The organism is Dietzia sp. NCCP-2495 (genome assembly GCF_026011735.1).
Taxonomy (GTDB): domain Bacteria; phylum Actinomycetota; class Actinomycetes; order Mycobacteriales; family Mycobacteriaceae; genus Dietzia.
The window spans coordinates 130,409-149,668 of sequence record NZ_BRVN01000007.1 but is presented as its reverse complement, the minus strand read 5'-3'; the positions used below and the strand labels follow the sequence as shown (position 1 = coordinate 149,668).

Annotated in this window: 15 protein-coding genes; 10 read left to right on the top strand and 5 right to left on the bottom strand. The window is 68.7% G+C overall.

Translation table 11 applies throughout. From position 1 onward, the window contains the following. Positions 1 to 98 precede the first annotated feature (98 nt). The 4 genes from OPF83_RS08795 (at position 99) to OPF83_RS08780 (ending at position 5,598) form a co-directional block, all read left to right on the top strand. Positions 99 to 1,529 carry an NAD(P)/FAD-dependent oxidoreductase gene (locus OPF83_RS08795; protein ID WP_264886999.1) on the top strand — a complete coding sequence of 477 codons (1,431 nt, stop codon included), beginning with the start codon at positions 99 to 101 and terminating at the stop codon, positions 1,527 to 1,529. Further along, positions 1,526 to 2,425 (top strand): 3-hydroxyacyl-CoA dehydrogenase, encoded by a 900-nt coding sequence (locus tag OPF83_RS08790; protein WP_264886998.1) that lies wholly within the window; start codon positions 1,526 to 1,528, stop codon positions 2,423 to 2,425. The genes OPF83_RS08795 and OPF83_RS08790 overlap by 4 nt, the downstream gene beginning before the upstream one ends. Before the next feature lie 109 nt (positions 2,426 to 2,534). Continuing rightward, positions 2,535 to 5,015, top strand: a complete 2,481-nt coding sequence (locus OPF83_RS08785; RefSeq protein WP_264886997.1) for an MMPL family transporter — start codon at positions 2,535 to 2,537, stop codon at positions 5,013 to 5,015. Next, complete coding sequence (locus OPF83_RS08780; protein WP_264886996.1) at positions 5,008 to 5,598, top strand: TetR/AcrR family transcriptional regulator; 591 nt, start codon at positions 5,008 to 5,010, stop codon at positions 5,596 to 5,598. Before OPF83_RS08785 ends, OPF83_RS08780 begins: the two co-directional genes overlap by 8 nt. Before the next feature lie 158 nt (positions 5,599 to 5,756). Here the strand turns inward: OPF83_RS08780 and OPF83_RS08775 are convergent, their stop codons facing one another. Next, positions 5,757 to 6,791 carry an aspartate-semialdehyde dehydrogenase gene (locus OPF83_RS08775; protein ID WP_264886994.1) on the bottom strand — a complete coding sequence of 345 codons (1,035 nt, stop codon included), beginning with the start codon at positions 6,789 to 6,791 and terminating at the stop codon, positions 5,757 to 5,759. A gap of 475 nt (positions 6,792 to 7,266) precedes the next feature. On the opposite strand from OPF83_RS08775, the gene OPF83_RS08770 reads away from it, so the two are divergent. Then, positions 7,267 to 8,121 (top strand): endonuclease domain-containing protein, encoded by an 855-nt coding sequence (locus OPF83_RS08770; RefSeq protein ID WP_264886992.1) that lies wholly within the window; start codon positions 7,267 to 7,269, stop codon positions 8,119 to 8,121. A gap of 175 nt (positions 8,122 to 8,296) precedes the next feature. On the opposite strand, the gene OPF83_RS08765 is transcribed toward OPF83_RS08770, so the two are convergent. After that, positions 8,297 to 9,559, bottom strand: coding sequence for an aspartate kinase (locus OPF83_RS08765; RefSeq protein ID WP_264886990.1), 1,263 nt, complete (start codon positions 9,557 to 9,559; stop codon positions 8,297 to 8,299). A gap of 211 nt (positions 9,560 to 9,770) precedes the next feature. Here OPF83_RS08765 and OPF83_RS08760 point away from each other — a divergent pair, with 211 nt between their 5' ends. From OPF83_RS08760 to OPF83_RS08740, 5 genes are all read left to right on the top strand, one after another. Further along, positions 9,771 to 10,820, top strand: a complete 1,050-nt coding sequence (locus OPF83_RS08760) for a DMT family transporter (protein ID WP_264886989.1) — start codon at positions 9,771 to 9,773, stop codon at positions 10,818 to 10,820. A gap of 9 nt (positions 10,821 to 10,829) precedes the next feature. Beyond that, positions 10,830 to 11,642 carry a trypsin-like serine protease gene (locus OPF83_RS08755; protein WP_264886988.1) on the top strand — a complete coding sequence of 271 codons (813 nt, stop codon included), beginning with the start codon at positions 10,830 to 10,832 and terminating at the stop codon, positions 11,640 to 11,642. A 112-nt stretch (positions 11,643 to 11,754) separates the two neighbouring features. Beyond that, positions 11,755 to 12,210 carry a GNAT family N-acetyltransferase gene (locus OPF83_RS08750; protein WP_264886986.1) on the top strand — a complete coding sequence of 152 codons (456 nt, stop codon included), beginning with the start codon at positions 11,755 to 11,757 and terminating at the stop codon, positions 12,208 to 12,210. 256 nt (positions 12,211 to 12,466) lie between these two features. Beyond that, positions 12,467 to 14,323, top strand: a complete 1,857-nt coding sequence (gene leuA, locus OPF83_RS08745) for a 2-isopropylmalate synthase (RefSeq protein ID WP_264886985.1) — start codon at positions 12,467 to 12,469, stop codon at positions 14,321 to 14,323. A 462-nt stretch (positions 14,324 to 14,785) separates the two neighbouring features. Continuing rightward, a complete protein-coding gene (locus tag OPF83_RS08740) occupies positions 14,786 to 15,898 on the top strand; it encodes a peptidoglycan recognition family protein (protein ID WP_264886983.1) in 1,113 nt (370 codons plus the stop codon). A 318-nt stretch (positions 15,899 to 16,216) separates the two neighbouring features. Here OPF83_RS08740 and OPF83_RS08735 read toward each other — a convergent pair whose 3' ends face one another. From OPF83_RS08735 to OPF83_RS08725, 3 genes are all read right to left on the bottom strand, one after another. Next, positions 16,217 to 16,648: a phage holin family protein gene (locus OPF83_RS08735; RefSeq protein WP_264886982.1), complete on the bottom strand. Its 432-nt coding sequence runs from the start codon at positions 16,646 to 16,648 to the stop codon at positions 16,217 to 16,219. A 15-nt stretch (positions 16,649 to 16,663) separates the two neighbouring features. Next, positions 16,664 to 18,019 carry an aspartate aminotransferase family protein gene (locus OPF83_RS08730; protein ID WP_264886981.1) on the bottom strand — a complete coding sequence of 452 codons (1,356 nt, stop codon included), beginning with the start codon at positions 18,017 to 18,019 and terminating at the stop codon, positions 16,664 to 16,666. Between the two features lie 188 nt (positions 18,020 to 18,207). After that, the gene (locus tag OPF83_RS08725; protein ID WP_264886980.1) at positions 18,208 to 19,149 is read right to left on the bottom strand and encodes an exonuclease domain-containing protein; all 942 of its coding nucleotides are present in this window, start codon (positions 19,147 to 19,149) and stop codon (positions 18,208 to 18,210) included. Positions 19,150 to 19,260: the final 111 nt, after the last annotated feature.

Sequence of the window (19,260 nt, the reverse complement as noted above, 5' to 3'; positions counted from 1 at the left end):
GTCCCACTACGGCACGGGCTCGGCAACGACACGACCGGTCCGTCCGCGGGCGGTGGCGTGCGGTGGACACCTCCTCACAAGCCGAGTAGGGAGGGGGCATGGCGAACACATCGGCAGAAGACACTGATCCCGCCGACGGACACTCGGCGATCCAACACGACGTGGTGATCGTGGGTGCCGGATTCGCTGGCCTCTACGCCGCCAAGCAACTGGGACGCTCCGGCGTGGACGTGCTGTTACTCGACCAGAACAACTACCACCAGTTCCAGCCGCTGCTCTACCAGGCGGCGACCGCGCAGATCGCGATCTCCACCGTGGCGCGCCCGCTGCGCGGCATCCTGCGTCGCCAACGGGAGCACGTGACGATCAGGACCGCGCGCGTGGCCTCCGTCGACGCCGCCGCCAAGACCGTCACCACCGACGACGGTCTGACGTACCGCGGCCGGATCCTCGTGCTGGCCACCGGGTCCGAACCCAACTTCTTCGACACCCCAGGAGCGCGCGAGCTGGCGTACCCGCTGTACTCCGTCGACGACGCCACCAGCCTGTCCTCGGCGATGCTCGGCGCGCTCGAGCGAGCCGCCGCCACCCGCGACGCCGCGGAGCGTCGGGGCACATTCGCGGTGGTCGTGGTGGGGGCGGGCCCCAACGGGGTCGAGACCGCCGGCGCGATCGCGGAGAACATCAAGTTCGTGGTGTCGGAGTACTACTCGGACGAGTTCGCCTCCGCGCAGTGCGAGGTGCATCTGGTCGACATGGTCGACACCGTCCTGCCTCCGTTCTCGGAGCGCTCGCAGAAGTACACCCGCCGCAGCCTCGAAGAACTCGGGGTCAGGATCCACCTGGGCAGAGCGGTCTCCTCGGTTTCCACCAGCGGCGTGGCGCTCGAGGACGGCACCGAGTTACCGGCCGCCATCGTCATCTGGACCGCGGGGCTCAAGGCCTCCGGTTTGCTGGAGCCCGCCGGTCTGACGACCGGCCGGGGCGGGCGTGTGGACGTCGAACCCGACCTCACCGCCCCCGGACTGCCCGACGTGTACGTCCTCGGCGACGCCGCGAACATCACCGATGCCAAGGGCCGCGCACTGCCCCAACTGGGCTCTGTGGCCAAACAGTCCGGCACCTGGGCGGCCGACAACATCTGCGCGGACCTCCAAGGGCGGGAACGAAAGCCGTTCCGTTTCCGCGACATGGGCGTGATGGCTATGGTCGGCCGCGGCCACGCGGTCGCGGAGATGGGCCCGCGCCGGTTCCAGATCCAGGGCATGCTCGCCTTCCTGGCCTGGCTCGGAGTGCACCTCGTCCTGCTGTCGGGCTGGTCCCAGCGCGCCGCCGCACTCGTGTCGTGGTTCCGCGACTACCTCACCCGCAGCCGCCCGCAGGTCGTGGTGCACCAGCCGGACGAGTACGCGCGCGCCCGCCGGAAGGGCCCCACCGAGCCCGCCACACCCACCACCGGCGCCAACGCCGAATCCGCGACCAGAACCGCAACCGGGGTCGCCACCCCGGGCGAGAGGAGTCAGTCATGACGGACATCACGAACGTCACCGTGTTCGGAACCGGTGTACTCGGTTCCCAGATCATCATGCAGGCGGCCTACCACGGGAAGACCGTGACGGGCTACGACATCTCCGACGAGCTCCTGTCCGAGCTTCCGGAGCGGTGGGAATGGATGCGCGACTACTACAGGCGCGACCTGCCGGACTTCGACGAGAAGCGCTTCGACGAGGCCATCGCCTCCATCCGCACCACCACCGACATCCCCGAGGCCGTCGCCGACGCCGAGCTGGTGATCGAGGCAGTGCCGGAGAAGCTCGAGCTCAAGAAAGACGTGTGGACGAAGATCGGCCAGAGCGCGCCCGAGAAGACCATTTTCGCCACCAACACCTCCACGCTCCGTCCCAGTGACTTCGCCGCCGAGACCGGACGGCCCGAGAAGTTCCTCGCCCTGCACTTCGCCAACCTCGTCTGGCGCTACAACACCGGCGAGGTGATGGTCGCGCAGCAGACCGACCGGAAGTACTTCGACATCGTGCTCGGGTTCGCCGCCGAGATCGGACTCGTGCCGGTGCCCGTCCTCAAAGAGACGCCCGGATACCTCCTCAACGGGCTGCTCGTCCCCTGGCTGAACGCCGGCGCGGAGCTCTACGTCAACGGCATCGCCAACCCCGCCGACATCGACAACGTCTGGCGCACCGCCACCGGCTCGCCGGCCGGCCCGTTCCAGGTCTACGACACGGTCGGCTTCAACGTCGCCGCCAACATCGCCCGTGCCTCCGGCGACCCGACGCGGATCAAGTTCGCGGACATGCTCCAGAAGGGCATCGACGCCGGCAAGGCCGGCCTCGGCGACGGGGAGGGCTTCTACACCTACGACTCCGACGGCAACGTGCAGGAGCCGGTCACCAGCTGGAACCACACCTGAGCCGACGCGGGAGAGCTTGGCCACATTTCCTTGCACGGCCGTGCAATCGTGCAGAGTTCCTGCAAAACTCCTCGGGTCAGCACGTCCCCCGACCCGAGGATCCTGCAGCATGGCGACATTTCTCTACCGCATCGGACGATCGGCCTATCTGCACAGATGGAGGTTCATCGCCGCCTGGCTGCTGCTGATCATCGGCATGGGCACCGCCGCGGCCACCCTGTCCCAGCAGACGAGCACCACCTTCTCCATCCCCGGACTCGAATCCATCGAGACCCAGGAGGCCATGCAGGAGCGGTTCGCCGGATCAGAGGATCAACTGCAGGCGCCCACGGGCACCGTCGTGATCCAGGCCCCCGAGGGCACGACGCTCACCGACCCCGGGGTGAGCGAGGACGTCGACGCCTTCCTGGCCGACGTCCGTGAACTCGACTACCTCACCGCGACGGACGCGATCGTCAACCCCGTCCTGGCGGCCGCGGGCATGACGCAACAGATGACGGAGGCCAAGGCCGCGCAGGGGCTCCCTCCCGAGCAGATCGACGCCGACATTGCGGCCCTGAGCCCGTTGAGCGAGGACGAGACGACCGGCACCGTCCAGATCGAGTTCGCGGCCGAGAGCACGATGGAGGTCGAGGCCGCCGACCAGGAGGCCTTCGCCGATCTCGTCGCCGAGTACCAGGACACGCTGACCATCGCCTACTCGGGCAATGCGTTCCAGATGAACGAGATCAGCGCGACCGGCGAGATCATCGGCATCGCCGTCGCCGCGGTCATCCTCACGCTGACCTTCGGCTCCCTGATCGCCGCCGGCATGCCGCTGCTCACCGGTGTCACCGGTGTGGGAATCGGCATCGCGGGCGTCTTCGCGGCCACCCGGTTCACCGACACCATCAACACCATGACGCCGACGCTGGCGTCCATGATCGGTCTCGCGGTGGGCATCGACTACGCCCTGTTCATCGTCTCGCGCTACCGCACGGAACTCGTCAAATACATCGGTGGCAATGACCTCGAGCCGCGGGAACTGGCCGCCAAACTCAAGGAGATCGACTTCCGCCAGCGGGCCCACTTGGCCGGATTGGCCGTGGGTAAGGCCGGTTCCGCGGTGGTCTTCGCCGGGTTGACCGTCCTCATCGCGTTGGCCGCGCTGTCGATCATCAACATCCCGTTCCTCACCGCGATGGCGCTCTCCGCCGCCGCCACCGTCGCGATCGCGGTACTCGTCGCGATCACGCTGCTCCCGGCCATCCTCGGCGCCGTCGGCACCAAGGTGTTCGGCGCTCGCATCGGGGGCGTCAAGGCCCCCGACCCGGAGGATGAGAAGCCGACGATGGGCCTGACGTGGGTCCGCCGGGTGCGCGCGCACCCGATCCTCTTCGGCGCGGCGAGCATCCTCCTGCTGATCCTGCTGGCGCTGCCCGCCGTGAACCTGCGACTGGCCATGCCCTCGGACGGCACCATGGCCCCCGACACCCCCAACCGGATCGCCTACGACATCACCGCGGAGAAGTTCGGCCCCGGGCGCAACGCCCCGATGATCGCTTTCGTCGACACCCTCGAGGTCCCGGAGGAGGAGCGGCCCGCAGCGTGGGCCACCGCGGCGACGGACATCCAGTCGATCGACGGCGTACTTAATGCCCAGATCATCGAGCCGAACGAGGCCGGCGACGCGGCACAAGTGCTCATCACCCCCGAGTACGGCGCCACCGACGAGCGCGCCGCGGACGTGTTGGAGAGCATCCGCGGCGGAGTCGGTGACTTCGAGGCGCAGACCGGAGGCACCTACTCGGTCACCGGCGTCACCCCGATCTACGAGGACATCTCCGAAAGGCTCTCCGAGGTCCTGCTCCCCTACGTCGGCATCGTGCTCGCGCTCGCGTTCCTGCTGCTCATGCTCGTCTTCCGATCGATCTGGGTGCCGCTGATCGCCGCGCTGGGCTTCGCCCTGTCGGTGGCAGCCACCTTCGGACTCACGGTGGCGATCTGGCAGGAGGGCTGGCTCGGGATCGTCTCCGATCCGCAGCCGGTCATCAGCTTCCTGCCGATCATGCTCATCGGCATCGTGTTCGGCCTGGCCATGGACTACCAGGTCTTCCTGGTCACCCGGATGCGCGAGGGCTGGGTCCACGGCAAGACGGCGCACAACGCGGTCTCCAACGGGTTCAAGCACGGCGCCCGCGTGGTCACCGCCGCCGCACTGATCATGATGAGCGTCTTCGCCGCCTTCATGACGATCGACGAGCAGTTCATCAAGGTGATGGGCTTCGCCCTCGCGGTCGCGGTGTTCTTCGACGCCTTCATCGTCCGCATGACCATCATCCCGGCCGTGATGTTCCTGCTCGGCGAGAACGCCTGGAAGATCCCGCGCTGGCTCGATCGGATCCTGCCCACCGTCGACGTCGAGGGCTCGGCCCTGGAAGAGAAGGACGACGACGACAACGTCGCCGGTGGACCGGACGAGTCCCGGGACGCCGTCGCCGCCGGACGCCACTCGTCGATGACGGTGGCCGACCAGTCTCCCACCGCCGGGAAGCACGAGGACCGTGGCGAGACCTCTGACGGAGGTGCCGGGAGCCGGCAGCGTGACTAGTCTGCGCGAGCGCAAGAAGGCTGACACCCGGACACGGCTTTCGGTGGCGGCGGTGGAACTCCTCATCAGCCACGGTGTGGAAGGGGCCACCGTCGCCGCCATCGCCGAGCGGGCCGGCGTATCCACGCGGACGTTTCACAACTACTTCGCCCGCCGTGAGGACGCGTTCCTGCACTTCGTCCGCGAACAGGTCGCGCGGTGGGCGGAGCAGGTGAAGAACGCACCCTCTGACATGTCTGCGCTGCGCATCCTCCACGGCATCCTCAAGGAGGCCTACACCCGGCCGGCGGACGACATCGTCGCTCTCGGTAACCTCGTGGTCCTCGGTGAGCGGATCGGGTTCCTCCTGGGCCCGGAGAGGCGACCCGACATCGAGGACATCCTCGGTCCCCTGTACGAGGCGGTCCGTCAGCGTGTGGCGAACGGCACCGAGTTCCGTGCCCGGCTCACGGTGGATCTGAGTATGGCCGCCAGCGGCGCCGCGCTGAGAAAGCACGCGACACGGCAACGCGAGGGCGACCCCTCCCTAGCCGATCTGCTCGACGAGGCCTTCGAGGTGCTCGCTCACGGAGTCGGCAGTTAGCCCCGAGGAGGTTCGGGCGCCCGCAAGAGCGGCCGACCCGCAGGGCGCGGCCACACGGCACAGCGCGCCCGTCCTCCCCGTCGGCCCAACGAGAAGAGCGTTCCGCGCACATGCCTCTCGGGCGATGTGCGCGGAACGCTCTTGGCGACGCTCGAACGCTACTTGACCAGCAGCTCCGCGATCTGGATGGTGTTGAGCGCCGCACCCTTACGCAGGTTGTCGCCCGACACCACCAGGTTCAGCCCCTTGTTGCCCTCGATCGACTGGTCCTGACGGATACGACCGACCAGCGACTCGTCGATGCCCGCGGCCTCGAGCGGGGTCGGCACGTCCACGACCTTGACGCCCGGCGCGTTCGACAGCAGCTCACGCGCCTGATCGGGCGTGATGTCCTTGTCGAACTCCGCGTTGATGGTCAGCGTGTGGCCGGTGTACACGGGCACGCGCACGCAGGTCCCCGCCACAGGCAACTCCGGAAGCCCGAGGATCTTGCGCGACTCGTTGCGCAGCTTCTGCTCCTCGTCCGTCTCCTCCGAGCCGTCGTCCACGATCGACCCCGCCATCGGCAGCACGTTGAACGCGATCGGCGCCACGTACGGTCCCGTGTCACCGGCCTGCAGCGCGCTGCCGTCGTGCACCAGCTCGTGCCCGGCCGCCACATTGTTGGTCACCTGCTCGTTGAGCGTGTCCACGCCGGCCAGGCCCGAGCCCGAGACCGCCTGGTAGGTCGACACCACGAGCCGCTTGAGCCCCGCCGCGTCATGCAGCACCTTGAGCACCGGCATCGCGGCCATGGTGGTGCAGTTCGGGTTGGCGATGATCCCCTTCGGCGGGTTCTGCGCCTTGTCGGGATTGACCTCGGAGACCACGAGGGGAACGTCCGGGTCCTTGCGCCAGGCGGAGGAATTGTCGACGACGACGGCGCCGGCCGCCGCGAAACGGGGCGCCTGCTCCTTGGACATCGTTCCGCCGGCCGAGAAGAGGGCGATGTCGATGCCCTTGAGCTCCTCATCGGTCGTGGCCGCGGTGTCCTCCACCACGATGTCCTCACCACGGAACTCCAGCGTGGTGCCCGCCGACCGGGCGGAGGCGAAGAAACGGACCTTGTCAGCCGGGAAGTTCCGTTCCTCGAGCAGTGTGCGCATGACGCGCCCCACCTGGCCCGTTGCTCCGACTACGGCGACAGTGGTCATCTGAGAGGTCAACTCCTGAAAGTCTGCACTAGCTCCGGCCCGTCGCGGACGGGTTCTCCGTCCTGCGCTCGACCGACCGGCAAAGTACCATCTTACCGTTCACGCGGCACGCCCACCGTTGCCCGCGTCACAGGAAGCGCTCAGGTCGTCGAGAGAGTGGGCTCGGCGCGGGCGCGCTACGGCCTCCCCCGATCAGCCGTCAGTCCGGTGCTGGCCTCCCCCGATCAGCCGTCAGTCCGGTCAGCGTTTCGCCAGGTCGCGTTTCGAGAAAGCGTTCCGGAGTGACGGCTGAGCCGTGGAATGCGCGCATGCGGCCCGTGGATTGCTCGCGTGGTCCCCATGGGTGGCTCATGTGCGGCCCGCGGAGGGCGCGTGCCCCGGGCTACTTCCACATCCGCCGTGCGCCTCCACAGGCCCGGGCGAGAACGCCGGTTTTTGGGCAGGTGCAGCGGACGGCCACCCCGATGATGTGCCCATGGCCCACTCCGACCTCGAACCGCTCCGCTTCCATGACCTCGTTCGCGCCCGGGGCAGACGGCGCGCCACGGTCGGCCGACGCCGGTCGCACATGGGCGTGTGGCTCCCGTCCGAGTCCCCACGCAGTCTGCTCGGTGAGCTCGAGGCGCTCACTGTCGTCTGCCCACGTGTCGTGGCAACCGGATGGACCGCCGCCGCGATACACGGACACCCGTGGCCGCCGCGGTCCCACGATCTCGAGGTGGCCAGCGGATCGAATCGCGTGCGGCGTCCGGGCGTGCTGTCCCGGCAGTTCGAGATCCCGGAGGAGCACTGGCGCGAGATTCGTGGTCCGCACGGTCGACCGGTCCGCGTCGCAGTGCTCGACCGGGCGCTGTTCGACCTCGCCCGGTACCTTCCCCGCGACCAAGCGGTGGTAGCGCTTGACGGTGCCGGCCGGCTCGGCATGGACGCGGGGGCGGCAGTCGCCCGGATGGCCGAACTGAACCCGGGGGTGTCCAGGCGGTCGCTCGCACTGAGCCACGCATCGCTATGCGATCCCCTCAGCGAGTCCCCGATGGAGAGCAGGTTGAGGCTGTTCGCCCGAGATCTCGGCCTCGACCATCTGGTGGTCCAGTACCGCGTGCCCGGAACCATCTATCGCCTGGATCTCGCCGACCCGGCCCGCAAGATCGCGATCGAGTACGACGGGGCGCACCACGGGTACTCCGACCAGCACACGATGGACGTCGAGCGGCGCAACCGACTGGAGGCGCTCGGCTGGACGGTCATCGTGGTGACCAAGCGGCAGCTGTTCGGTACCCCGGCGGAACTGGCCGAGCAGCTACGCCGGGCGTTCGGGCTCTCGGCGTGATCGGAGCCGCGCGGACAAGCCCGCCTCCCGCCCCCGCCACGCAGCACGCCCCCGCGGCTGCACTGCCCCGCCCCCGCGCCCGCAACGCAGACGAGCCGTCACTCCGGTCAGCGTTTCCCCAGGTGGATTTCCCGGAAAACGTACCGTAGTGACGGCTCGCGTCGACAGCGTCAGGTCAGCGGCCGGTGCCGGCGTAGACAATGGCCTCCTCGTCGCCGCCGAGCTCGAAGGCGTCGTGCAGCGCGCGCACGCAGTCGTTCAGCTCCTCCTCGCGGACGAGGGCCGAGATGCGGATCTCGGAGGTGGAGATGAGCTCGATGTTGATGCCGGCGGCGGAGATGGCCTCGCAGAAGGTGGCGGTGACGCCGGGGTGAGACTTCATGCCGGCGCCGACGAGGGAGACCTTGCCGACGTTGTCGTCGTAGAGGACCTGGTCGATGCCCAGCTGGTCCTTGGCCTTGGACAGGACCTCGGTCGCCTTGGCGCCCACCTCGAGCGGACAGGTGAAGGTGATATCGGTCTTGCCGGAGGACTTGGACACGTTCTGCAGGACCATGTCGATGTTGATCTCGGCGTCGGCGACCATGCGGAACACCTTGGCGGCGTAGCCGGGCTGGTCGGGGATGCCCACGACGGTGATCTTGGCCTCGGAGGCGTCGTGCGCGACTCCGGTTAGCAGTGCGTCTTCCATGGGGATGTCCTCCACATTTCCGGCGACGAGGGTGCCGGGGTCGTTCGAATACGAAGAGCGGACGCGCAGCGGAACCTGGTTCCGGCGAGCGAACTCGACGCTGCGCAGGTTGAGGATCTTGGAGCCCACGGCCGCCATCTCCTGCATCTCCTCGTAGGAGATCGTGTCGAGCTTGCGGGCGTTGGGCACGATCCGCGGATCGGCGGTGTAGATGCCGTCGACGTCCGAGTAGATCTCGCACACGTCCGCGTCGAGGGCGGCGGCCAGGGCGACGGCGGTCGTGTCGGAGCCGCCACGGCCGAGAGTGGTGACGTCACGGGTCTCGCGAGACACACCCTGGAAGCCGGCGACGAGGGCGATCTTGCCCTCGGCGAGCGCCTCCTGGACGCGGCCCGGGGTGATGTCGATGATCCGACTGTTGCCGTGCCGGGTGGTGGTGATGATCCCGGCCTGGGATCCGGTGAACGAGTACGCCTCGTGCCCGAACGAACTGATCGCCATCGCGAGCAGCGCATTGGAGATGCGCTCGCCCGAGGTCAGCAGCATGTCCATCTCACGCTGCGGCGGGGCGGGACAGACCTGGTCGGCCAGGTCCAGCAGTTCGTCAGTGGTGTCTCCCATCGCCGAGGCGACCACCACTACGTCGTTCCCGGCCTTCTTGGTATCCACAATCCGTTCGGCCACCCGACGGATTCGCTCTGCGGACTCCACGGAGGAGCCGCCGTACTTCTGCACTACCAGTGCCACGCGGTCACACCCTTCCGGTGCTGATCGGTTCTACCCGGCTGGCCGGATCCCCCGGCATTCCCAGCGCGATCCGGAACACCCGGTTCACTCCGGCAATCCCGGCCTCGCCCGGCTCTGCCGGACCGTTTTATCTTTTCCATCTGATCCGGCTTCACTGACAATTTCCGGCCATTCGTGCCCCCACTTTACTGGAGGTGTTTACTCGTGATCGATGACGGAAACCTGGGCAGCGATCATTCTGGCCCTCGCGTCCGCACTCAGCCAGGCTTTCGGCACGGTGATGCGCCACCGGACGATGGGCCGCGCCGGGGGCCGGATCGAGAGCCGTTTCGGTGTCCTCTCCAGCAGGTACTGGTGGGCGGGAATGATCATCAGCCTCGCCGGATTCCTGTTCCAGGGCCTGGCACTGGCGTACGGCTCGCTGATCCTCGTGCAGACGATCTCCGTGATGTCGCTCATCTTCGCCCTCCCCCTGGGCGCGTGGATCGTGCGTCGCCGCGTCACCAAGACCGAACTCTGGTGGGGCCACGTCCTCACCGCGTGCGTCATGGTGCTGATCGCGTTCGGCCGTCCGACAGGAGGGGACGCGCATCCGCCGCTGTGGCAGTGGTCGCTCGCGTGCGTGGGCGGCGGGCTCACGGTGGCGGCACTCCTGCGCGTGGCACACAGCCGACACACCAGCGGCGGCCGGGCGGTGTTGTTCGGCGTCGCAGGCGGCACGGCGTTCGCGTACGTCGCCCTGTTCACCAAGGGAGTGGCGGACCGGTGGCACGCGGGCGGTGTGTGGGAGGTGGTGACGACGGGCGAGGTGTACGCGCTCGCCGCGGCGGCCGTGCTGGCGCTGACGTTGCAGCAGAAGTCGTTCGAGGTGGGCGCGGTCCACCAGGCGGTGCCGGCCTCGACCGTCACGACGCCGGTGGTGTCCCTGGTGCTGGGCGTCGTGGTGCTCGGCGAGCGCTTCGGCGCCGACGACATGGAGCTGGTGCTGCTCGGAGCGACCCTGGCGCTGATGGGCGTGGCGACCGTCGCGCTGGCGCGCAAGGACGTGGGACCGGAACCGCCGGGTCGTCACCGCGAACTCGCGTCCGAGGGGGACGACGACGCCGCGGAAGTTGTTGCCGAGGTCGACGCTGATGCCAAGAATACGGCCGATGCCGAGGCCGAGGGTGATGCTGAAGCTGGTGCTGAAGCTGATGCCACGGTCGATCCCGACGGTCCAGTTCAGATCGAGAGGCCCCTACGACCTGGGAATTCGATCTAAGATCCAGCCATGAGAACCAGAAGCCGACGGTCCGTGGCCGGATACGTCGCCGTCGTCGTCGGAACCCTCGCCGCAACCCTGACGGCGACCGTCACCGCGACGGCCCCCGCCGCCGACGCTGTGGTCGCAGGCACCCCGGCCGGCCCCGCGCCCTGGGCGGTGCAGATCACCACCTTCCACAACATCCCGGGCACCCCGTGCACCGGAGTGGTGGTCGCGCCGCGCTGGGTCGCCACCGCCGCTCACTGCGGCCCGGCTGACCCGCGCGCCTACACCCTCGGCTTCGGCAACTACGGCGCGCTCCCCACCGGCCTCGCCCACACCGCCTCCGCGGGGACACCCACCTCAGTCGGCGGATTCGGCTCCCTCGACACCGGTAGCCTCGGACGACACTCCCCGGTGGCCGCCTACCACGCACCCGCCGGCGACGTGATGCTCCTCAAACTCCGCCACCCCGCGCCCTCGCCCTCCGTCAAGCGCGCCGCCGCCGACCCCGCCCCCGGGTCGATCCTGCGGTTCCACGGCTTCGGCAGCATCGCCCCCGGCCCCACCGCCCCGCGCTCGACCGAGCTCCGCACCGGGCTGACCCGCCTCGAGACCATGGCACCGCGCGGCGGCAGCTGGATCGGCAACAACCACACCATCGAGGGCGGGTACGGCTTCGGCGACTCCGGTGGTCCGATCTTCCACGGCGACCTCCTGGTGGGCCTCCACTCCGGATCTGACGCCGGGCGGCGACAGTTGAACGGCACGCTGCCCGGCCGGTACGAATCGATCCCCGCCCAGAACGGATGGATCGACTGGATGATCGCCCACCGGTGACCGTGGCGGTGCCCACGTGGTGAGCGTGGCGGTGCCCGCGTGGTGACCGTGGCGGTGCCCACGTCACGGGGCATCCCATGCCGAATCGCCGTGCTTTTGCCACACTGAACGAATGAACCCGGCGGATTTGGTCATACGTCGCGCCTCGCGCGCCGACGTCGACCTCGTGCTGTCCGGCGACGACCTGTTCGACTGCCCACCCACCGCCGAGTGGACGCAGGACTTCCTCGACCGCGGGTCCAACCTGCTCGTCCTGGCCCTCGACGGCGACACCCCCGTCGGCATGCTCGTCGCCGTGGAGACCAGCCACCTCGGTGCCAGCCCCGACCTGTTCGTCTACGGGATCAGAGTCCGCGAGGAGTTCCGCGGCCAGCGCCTGGCGCACCGGATGGTGGACAAGGCCGTCAAGGTGGCCGAGGAAGCCGGCTGCAGCAGAGTGTGGGGATCAGTGCACCGCACCGAGACGCAGGACGTGCGCATCCTCGGCGCGGGCGCCCCGTTCACCTCGCCCGACCCGACGGACAGCGGGGCCACCCACCTCACCACCTTCGAGATCCCGATCCCGTGACGCCCCGGCATGAGGTCCGGCAATCCCGATCCCGTGACGCCCGGCATGAGGTCCGGCAATCCCGATCCCGTGAGGCTCGGCATGAGGCCCGGCACATGAGCCCCGGCGAAACGGTGTATCGTGACCGCCATGCAGCGCGTGCTCCTTCTTGGGTGCCGCGGCGGGGCCCGCTGAGGCGGACCGGCTCCCCGTCGCGGGGTCTCGTCGCGCCGGTCCGATCCTCACGATCGTTTTGAACGGAAAGTAGCCCCCTGCAATGAATCCTGCTGACGCATTCATCTCGTCGTCGTCGACCATCACTCCCCCCTCCAAGCCCGGTCACCCCGACCAGCCCGCTTGGAACACCCAGCGCGGTTCCTCCATGCCGGCGCACCGGTACCGGCCGTTCGCCGAGGAGGTCGAGGACGTCACGCTGACCGACCGGACCTGGCCCGACACGGTCATCACCCGCGCCCCCCAGTGGTGCGCCGTGGACCTGCGCGACGGCAACCAGGCCCTGATCGACCCCATGAGCCCCGCCCGCAAGCGCCGCATGTTCGAGCTGCTGGTGCGCATGGGCTACAAGGAGATCGAGGTCGGCTTCCCGTCCGCCTCGCAGACGGACTACGACTTCGTGCGCGAGATCATCGAGGACAACGCGATCCCCGAGGACGTGACCATCCAGGTGCTGGTCCAGTGCCGCGAGGACCTCATCCGCCGCACGTTCGAGGCCTGCGAGGGCGCGTCGAACGTGATCGTGCACTTCTACAACTCCACCTCGATCCTGCAGCGCAAGGTCGTGTTCCGTAAGGACCGCGACGCGATCAAGAAGATCGCCACCGACGCCGCCGAACTGGTCACCACCGTCGCGAAGGACTACCCGGACACCACCTGGCGCTGGCAGTACTCGCCCGAGTCGTTCACTGGCACCGAGCTGGCGTTCTCCAAGGAGATCTGTGACGCGGTGACCGAGGTCGTGGGCGCGACCCCCGAGAACCCGATCATCATCAACCTGCCGGCAACGGTCGAGATGGCCACGCCCAACGTGTACGCCGACCAGATCGAGTGGATGCACCGCAACCTGGCGCACCGCGACGCGACCATCCTGTCGCTGCACCCGCACAACGACCGCGGGACCGGCGTGGCCGCCGCCGAGCTCGGCTACCAGGCCGGCGCCGACCGGATCGAGGGCTGCCTGTTCGGCAACGGCGAGCGCACCGGCAACGTGTGCCTGGTGACCCTGGGCATGAACATGCTGACCCGCGGCGTGGACCCCCAGATCAACTTCTCGGACATGGACGAGATCCGGCGCACCGTCGAGTACGCCAACCAGATGCCCGTCCACGAGCGGCACCCCTACGGCGGCGACCTGGTGTTCACCGCCTTCTCGGGCTCGCACCAGGACGCCATCAACAAGGGCTTCGACGCCCTGCAGGCCGAGGCCGACTCCCGCGGCGAGGACGTCGCCGACATCACGTGGGAGGTGCCCTACCTGCCCATCGACCCCAAGGACGAAGGCCGCACCTACGAGGCCGTGATCCGCGTGAACTCGCAGTCCGGCAAGGGCGGCGTCGCCTACATCATGAAGAGCGACTACGGCCTGCAGCTGCCGCGGCGACTGCAGATGGAGTTCTCGCAGATCGTCCAGAACGTCACCGACTCCGAGGGCGGCGAGGTGACGCCCAAGGCGATGTGGGACATCTTCTCGCTGGAGTACCTGGACCGCGTCTCCCCCATGGAGCGCATGTCGCAGCACCTGGTGCCCGCCGAGACCGATGACGGCGAGGACACCATCGAGGCCGTGGTGAAGTGGAAGGGCGAGACCCGCGAGCTCACCGGCACCGGCAACGGCCCGCTGGCCGCGTTCGTCGCCGCCCTGAACGAGGCGTTCGACGACGAGGTTCGGATCCTCGACTACTCCGAGCACGCCATGACCGCAGGCGACGACGCCACCGCCGCCGCCTACGTCGAGGTGCAGTTCGGCAACCGCGTGTTCTGGGGTGTGGGCCGAGCCGGCTCGATCACCACCGCCTCGCTGCGCGCCGTGGTCTCCGCCGTGAACCGCGCCTACGCCGATGAGGCCGACACCGGGGCCACCGGCTCCACCGAGGGCGCCCGCACCTGGGCGCCCTGAGGGGCTGAGGCTCCTGAGCCGGGGCCGTAGTCCATCGCCGAGGGGGCTTCGCACACATCGCTCGATGAGCCGTGTGCGAAGCCCTCTTCGCGTTGTCCGGATCTGTGCGGTGCGAGGCTGCGCAGGCAGTCGGCCGGGGCCGCGAAGTCGCTTCCGGGATAGCGACTTTGACGGTCGTCCGGTCAACGCTCCGGGCACCGCTACCGATGACCGGGTGGTCGTTGTTGTCGTCGTCGTCCCCCTTCACTTCTCGTCGGGAAATGCCCCCGTCGAGCCTGAGCAGAACCTGTGCACTTTGCCCCGCACACCCCGGATTATCACCTCATCAGCCACATCGGTCACAGGTATCACTTCGGTAACGAAGGTCTCGATTTGGTTACGTATAGGGCGTAATGTGGCGGCCGTTCGCGCCGATATGTACGGCGTCTGTTCATCGCATTCTCTGTGTCTGGAGTTTCCGTTATGCCCGTGTCACGCCGTGGCTTCCTCACTGCCGCTTCGGTCGGGGTGGGCGCAGCCGTCGCCTCCACCGTCCGCGGCCCCATCGCCGGGGCCAATCCGCTGACCACCGGATCCCTCGGCGTCGCCCAGGACGTGATGCAGTCGATCTCCACCGGAAGCGGGATGATCCAGCCCAACGGCCCACTCGGCTACGTGGGCGTCACGTTCCCGAACGCCGACGACCTCGCCGCGCGCATCCGCTTCGCCTTCCCCGACGGCTCCGTGGGCGACTGGCAGAACCTCGAGCTCATGGACACCGCCCCCGACGCCGGTAGCGTTCCGGCCTCCGAGCTCGTCGCCGCGCCCGACGGCGCCGTGAGCTACGAGGTCGACGCCCCCAAGGGCTCCGAGGCCACCGTCTTCGACGACGGCCGCGGCACCCCCCGCAACTACTCGCTCGGCAGCGTCGACACCCTCGGCCTGCCGATCATCCCGCGCGCGGCGTGGGGCGCGGGCGACGTCCCCGGATTCCGCTGGGCCCCGTCCTACTTCCCGGCGCAGTCCATCACGATCCACCACACCGCCGGCGCCGTCAGCCCCAACCGGGCCGGCACCGTCCTGGCGACGTACAACTACCACGCCAACACCCTGGGCTGGGGCGACATCGGCTACCACCTGCTGATCGACCCCGAGGGCCGCATCTACCAGGGCCGCGGCGGCACGCCCGCCGGCAACGCCGTCTTCCAGTTCCCGCCGGTCCTCGGGATCGCCCCGCCGGTCGTCACCGGCGGCCATGTCGGCGGATTCAACAACGGCAACATCGGCATCAGCCTGCTCGGCGACTTCACCTGGAATCCGCCCACCGCGGCCGCCGTCGGCACCACCATCGACTGCGTGCGCGCTCTGTGCAACGCCACCGGCATCAACCCCCGCGGCGGCGTCAACTATCGCAACCCCGAGGGCGGCGCCGTGCGACCCATGCCCGCCGTCTCGGGCCACCGCGAATGGGGCGGGACCGCCTGCCCCGGCAACGCCTTCTTCCCGCAGATGCAGTTCATCCGCGACCAGGCCGCCAACGGCTGGACTCCACGCGCCGTCTCCTCCGCCGCACTCGGGTCCACTGGCGGCTCCTGAGCCCGGAGCGGCCCGAGCGCCCTGCGGCACACACCGGCGCACACGCCGGTACACGACGTCAGCCCCCGACTGGCCCGCTAGATTCCGCGGCCCGGTCGGGGGCTGACGTCGTGTCGGGGGCTGATGTCGTCTGATGCCGGGCCGGGCGGCCGTGCAGGCTCAAGCACCAACGAGCCGTCACTCCGGTCAGCGTTTCCCCAGGAGAGGGATCGCGAAAACGTACCGGAGTGACGGCTCAGCGGAAAAGGGGCCGGCGAGGCGGGCAGCGGCAGTGGCGCAGCGCAGCGCGGCGGCGGCTGGACGGCGCCGGAGGGTGCGTCAGTCGTCGCGGCGGCCCGGCAGGACGAGTCCCACGACCCAGTTGACGAGGGCGATAACGATCCCGCCGAAGAACGCCGCCCAGAAGCCGCTGACGAGGTACTCGGCGCCGAATGGCTGGAACGTCGTGGTGATCCAGCCGGTCAGCATGAGCATCAGCGCGTTGACGACCAGCAGGAACAGGCCGAGCGTGAGGATCGTCAGCGGCAGCGAGAGCAGCTTGACGATCGGCTTGACCACCGCGTTGACCAGCGTGAACACCACCGCCACGATGAGAAGCGCCGTGATGGTGGGCACGCTGATCTGGTCGTCGATGGCACCGGCGCCCGGCGCGTAGACGCCCACGGTCTCACGCAGATCGATTCCGGGCACGATCAGCGTGGTCACCCACAGGGCGAGCGTGTTAACGATGAGTCCGAGCACCAGTGCCATCTTCAGACCAACTCCCTAGACATATGAATCCGCCACCTCGAGCGCACGATCAAAGATATCCAGTCCCGCGTTGACCTCGTCGGCCGTGATGGTGCACGGCGGGACGATGTGGAAGCGGTTGTAGTTCATGAACAGCAGCAGGCCGTCCTTCTTGGCCGCACCGAAGGTCTTGTTCATGGCCTCTGAAGAACCACCGTACGGGGCGAGCGGCTCGCGGGTCTCGCGGTCCGCCACCATCTCCACCGCCCAGAACACGCCCAGACCGCGGACCTCGCCGATCGACTTGTGCTTCTCGGCGAGCTCGCGCAGGCGCGGACCGATCACGTCCTCGCCGATCGTGCGCGCGTTCTCGACGATCTTCTCGTCGCGCATGAGGTTGATGGTCGCCACCACGGACGCCGCCGCGAGCGGGTGACCGGCGTAGGTGAGACCGCCCGTGTACGGGGTCTTCTCGAACGACGCGGCGATCCGGTCGTGCAGGATCACGCCACCGATCGGGACGTATCCCGAGTTGGAGCCCTTGGCGAAGGTGATGAGGTCGGGCGCCCAGTCGTCGTCGCCGGAACGGAAGTTGTCCAGGGCCAGCCACTCGCCGGTGCGTCCGAAGCCGGACATGACCTCGTCGCAGATCATGACGATGCCGTACTTGTCACAGATCTCGCGGACACCGCGCAGGTAGTCGGCCGGCGGCACCATGATGCCGACGGTCCCGGGCACGGACTCGATGATCAGGGCCGCGAAGTGGTCCGGGCCCTCGAGCCCGATGAGGTTGTCGAGGTGCTCGAGCGCGCGGTCGCACTCCTGCTTCTCGTTCTCAGCGTAGAACTGCGACCGGTACAGGAACGGGGCGTGGAAGTGCACGGCGCCGGTGTTGCCGAGATCGTTGGCCCAGCGGCGGGTGTCGCCGGTGAGGTTCATCGACGTGGTGGTGGCTCCGTGGTAGCTGCGGAACGCCGAGAGGGTCTTGTGACGGCCGGTGTGCTTGCGCGCCATACGGATCGCGTGCTCGACGGCCTCGGTGCCGGCGTTGGTGAAGAACACGCGGTTCATGCCGGCGGGCGCGACCTCGGCCACGAGGCGGGCGGCCTCGGCGCGGGCGGCGTTGGCGTGCGCCGGGTTGATGGTGCACAGCTCGGCAGCCTGGTCCTGGATCGCCTTGACGACCACCGGGTGCTGGTGGCCGATATTGGTGTTGACCAGCTGTGAGGTGAAGTCCAGCAGGCGGTTGCCGTCGCCATCGGTGAGGTAGCTGCCCTCCGCGGCGGTGACGACCATCGGGTCCGATGCGCCCCACGCTGACCACGGGGCCAGGACGTGAGCGCGCTCCTTCTCGTAGACCTCACGGGCGGCGGCGTTCTGCGGAGCGGGCACGGTGTTCCTCTCGTCGACAACAAGGGTCTCGGTGCACCCATCATGTCAGCATTGTCGCGCCTGATCAGCCCAGGAATCCACGATGCGGAATTCGTTGGAGCCCCGAAGCAGAGCGGCCCGAGCAGAGCGCCCCTAGAAGCGTCACCCTGGAAGTGCGCCCGAAGCAGAGCTGCCCGAGCAGAGCGCCACTAGAAGAGCGACTCCTGCGCATCATCGACCGGACGGGCCGGGGTCACGGGGCGTCCGGGCGCCACGTCGGCGAGCATCTCCACGAGTCGCGCCGACGGGACCAGTTCGAGGCCCTTCTTCCGGGCGAACGCGGCGCGTCCGCGCACGGCGTTCGGGGCGTCGCACACCGCCAGGGACGTGCGGGATCCGAGCCGGTCCGCCACGTAGAGACCGGCGTCGACGACGACGGAGGCGATCTCGTCCGGATCGCAGTCCACGTCCTGCGTGAAGACCACCTCCATGCCCTGCACCAACCCGCCACCGCGCTTGAGCCGACCGGCCGGACGCCACACCCTCGGCGCCGCCAGTGCCTGCGCCCACACCGTCGACACGAGGTACCCCGTGTCGGGATGCGGGACCATCTCGGAAAGCCGCCGGACCGTCGGCGTGACATCTTTCTCGGCCGCCACGCCCAACAGGCCGGAGAACACCCCGGCCAACACCACCGCGTCGTCATACGCGTCATGGGCCGCCCGCTGCTCGACCCCGAAATGCCCGGCGAGCGTGGACAGTTTGAGGTCCGCCGTGGATAGGTGCAGACGGCCCGCCAGGTCGAGCGTGCACACGTACCGCGTCAGCGGCGGCTCCAGTCCCGCACGCCGGGCCTCCGCCGCCAGGAACGAGGCGTCGAACGCCGCGTTGTGGGCCACGACCGTCCTCCCCTCGAGCATCCGGCCGAGCTCTGCCGCGACGTCGGCGAAGCGGGGCTTGCCGGCGAGCAGGGCCGGGGTGAGTCCGTGCACGTGGACGGGGCCCGGATCGACTCCCGGGTTGAGGAGCGTCGTGAACTCGTCCGTCACCTCGCCGTCGTCGTCCACCACCACCGCGGCCACCGACAGCACCCGGTCGACGGCGGGCTTCATGCCCGACGTCTCCACGTCCACGACCACCCATTCCGCCATGCCGACCATCGTGGCACGGCCCTGCGACACCGTCCCCGCCACCCGCGATCCACCCGCGCCCCAACCCCAATCCACCCGCGACCCGCCCTACCCTGGATCGCCGTTCGCCCA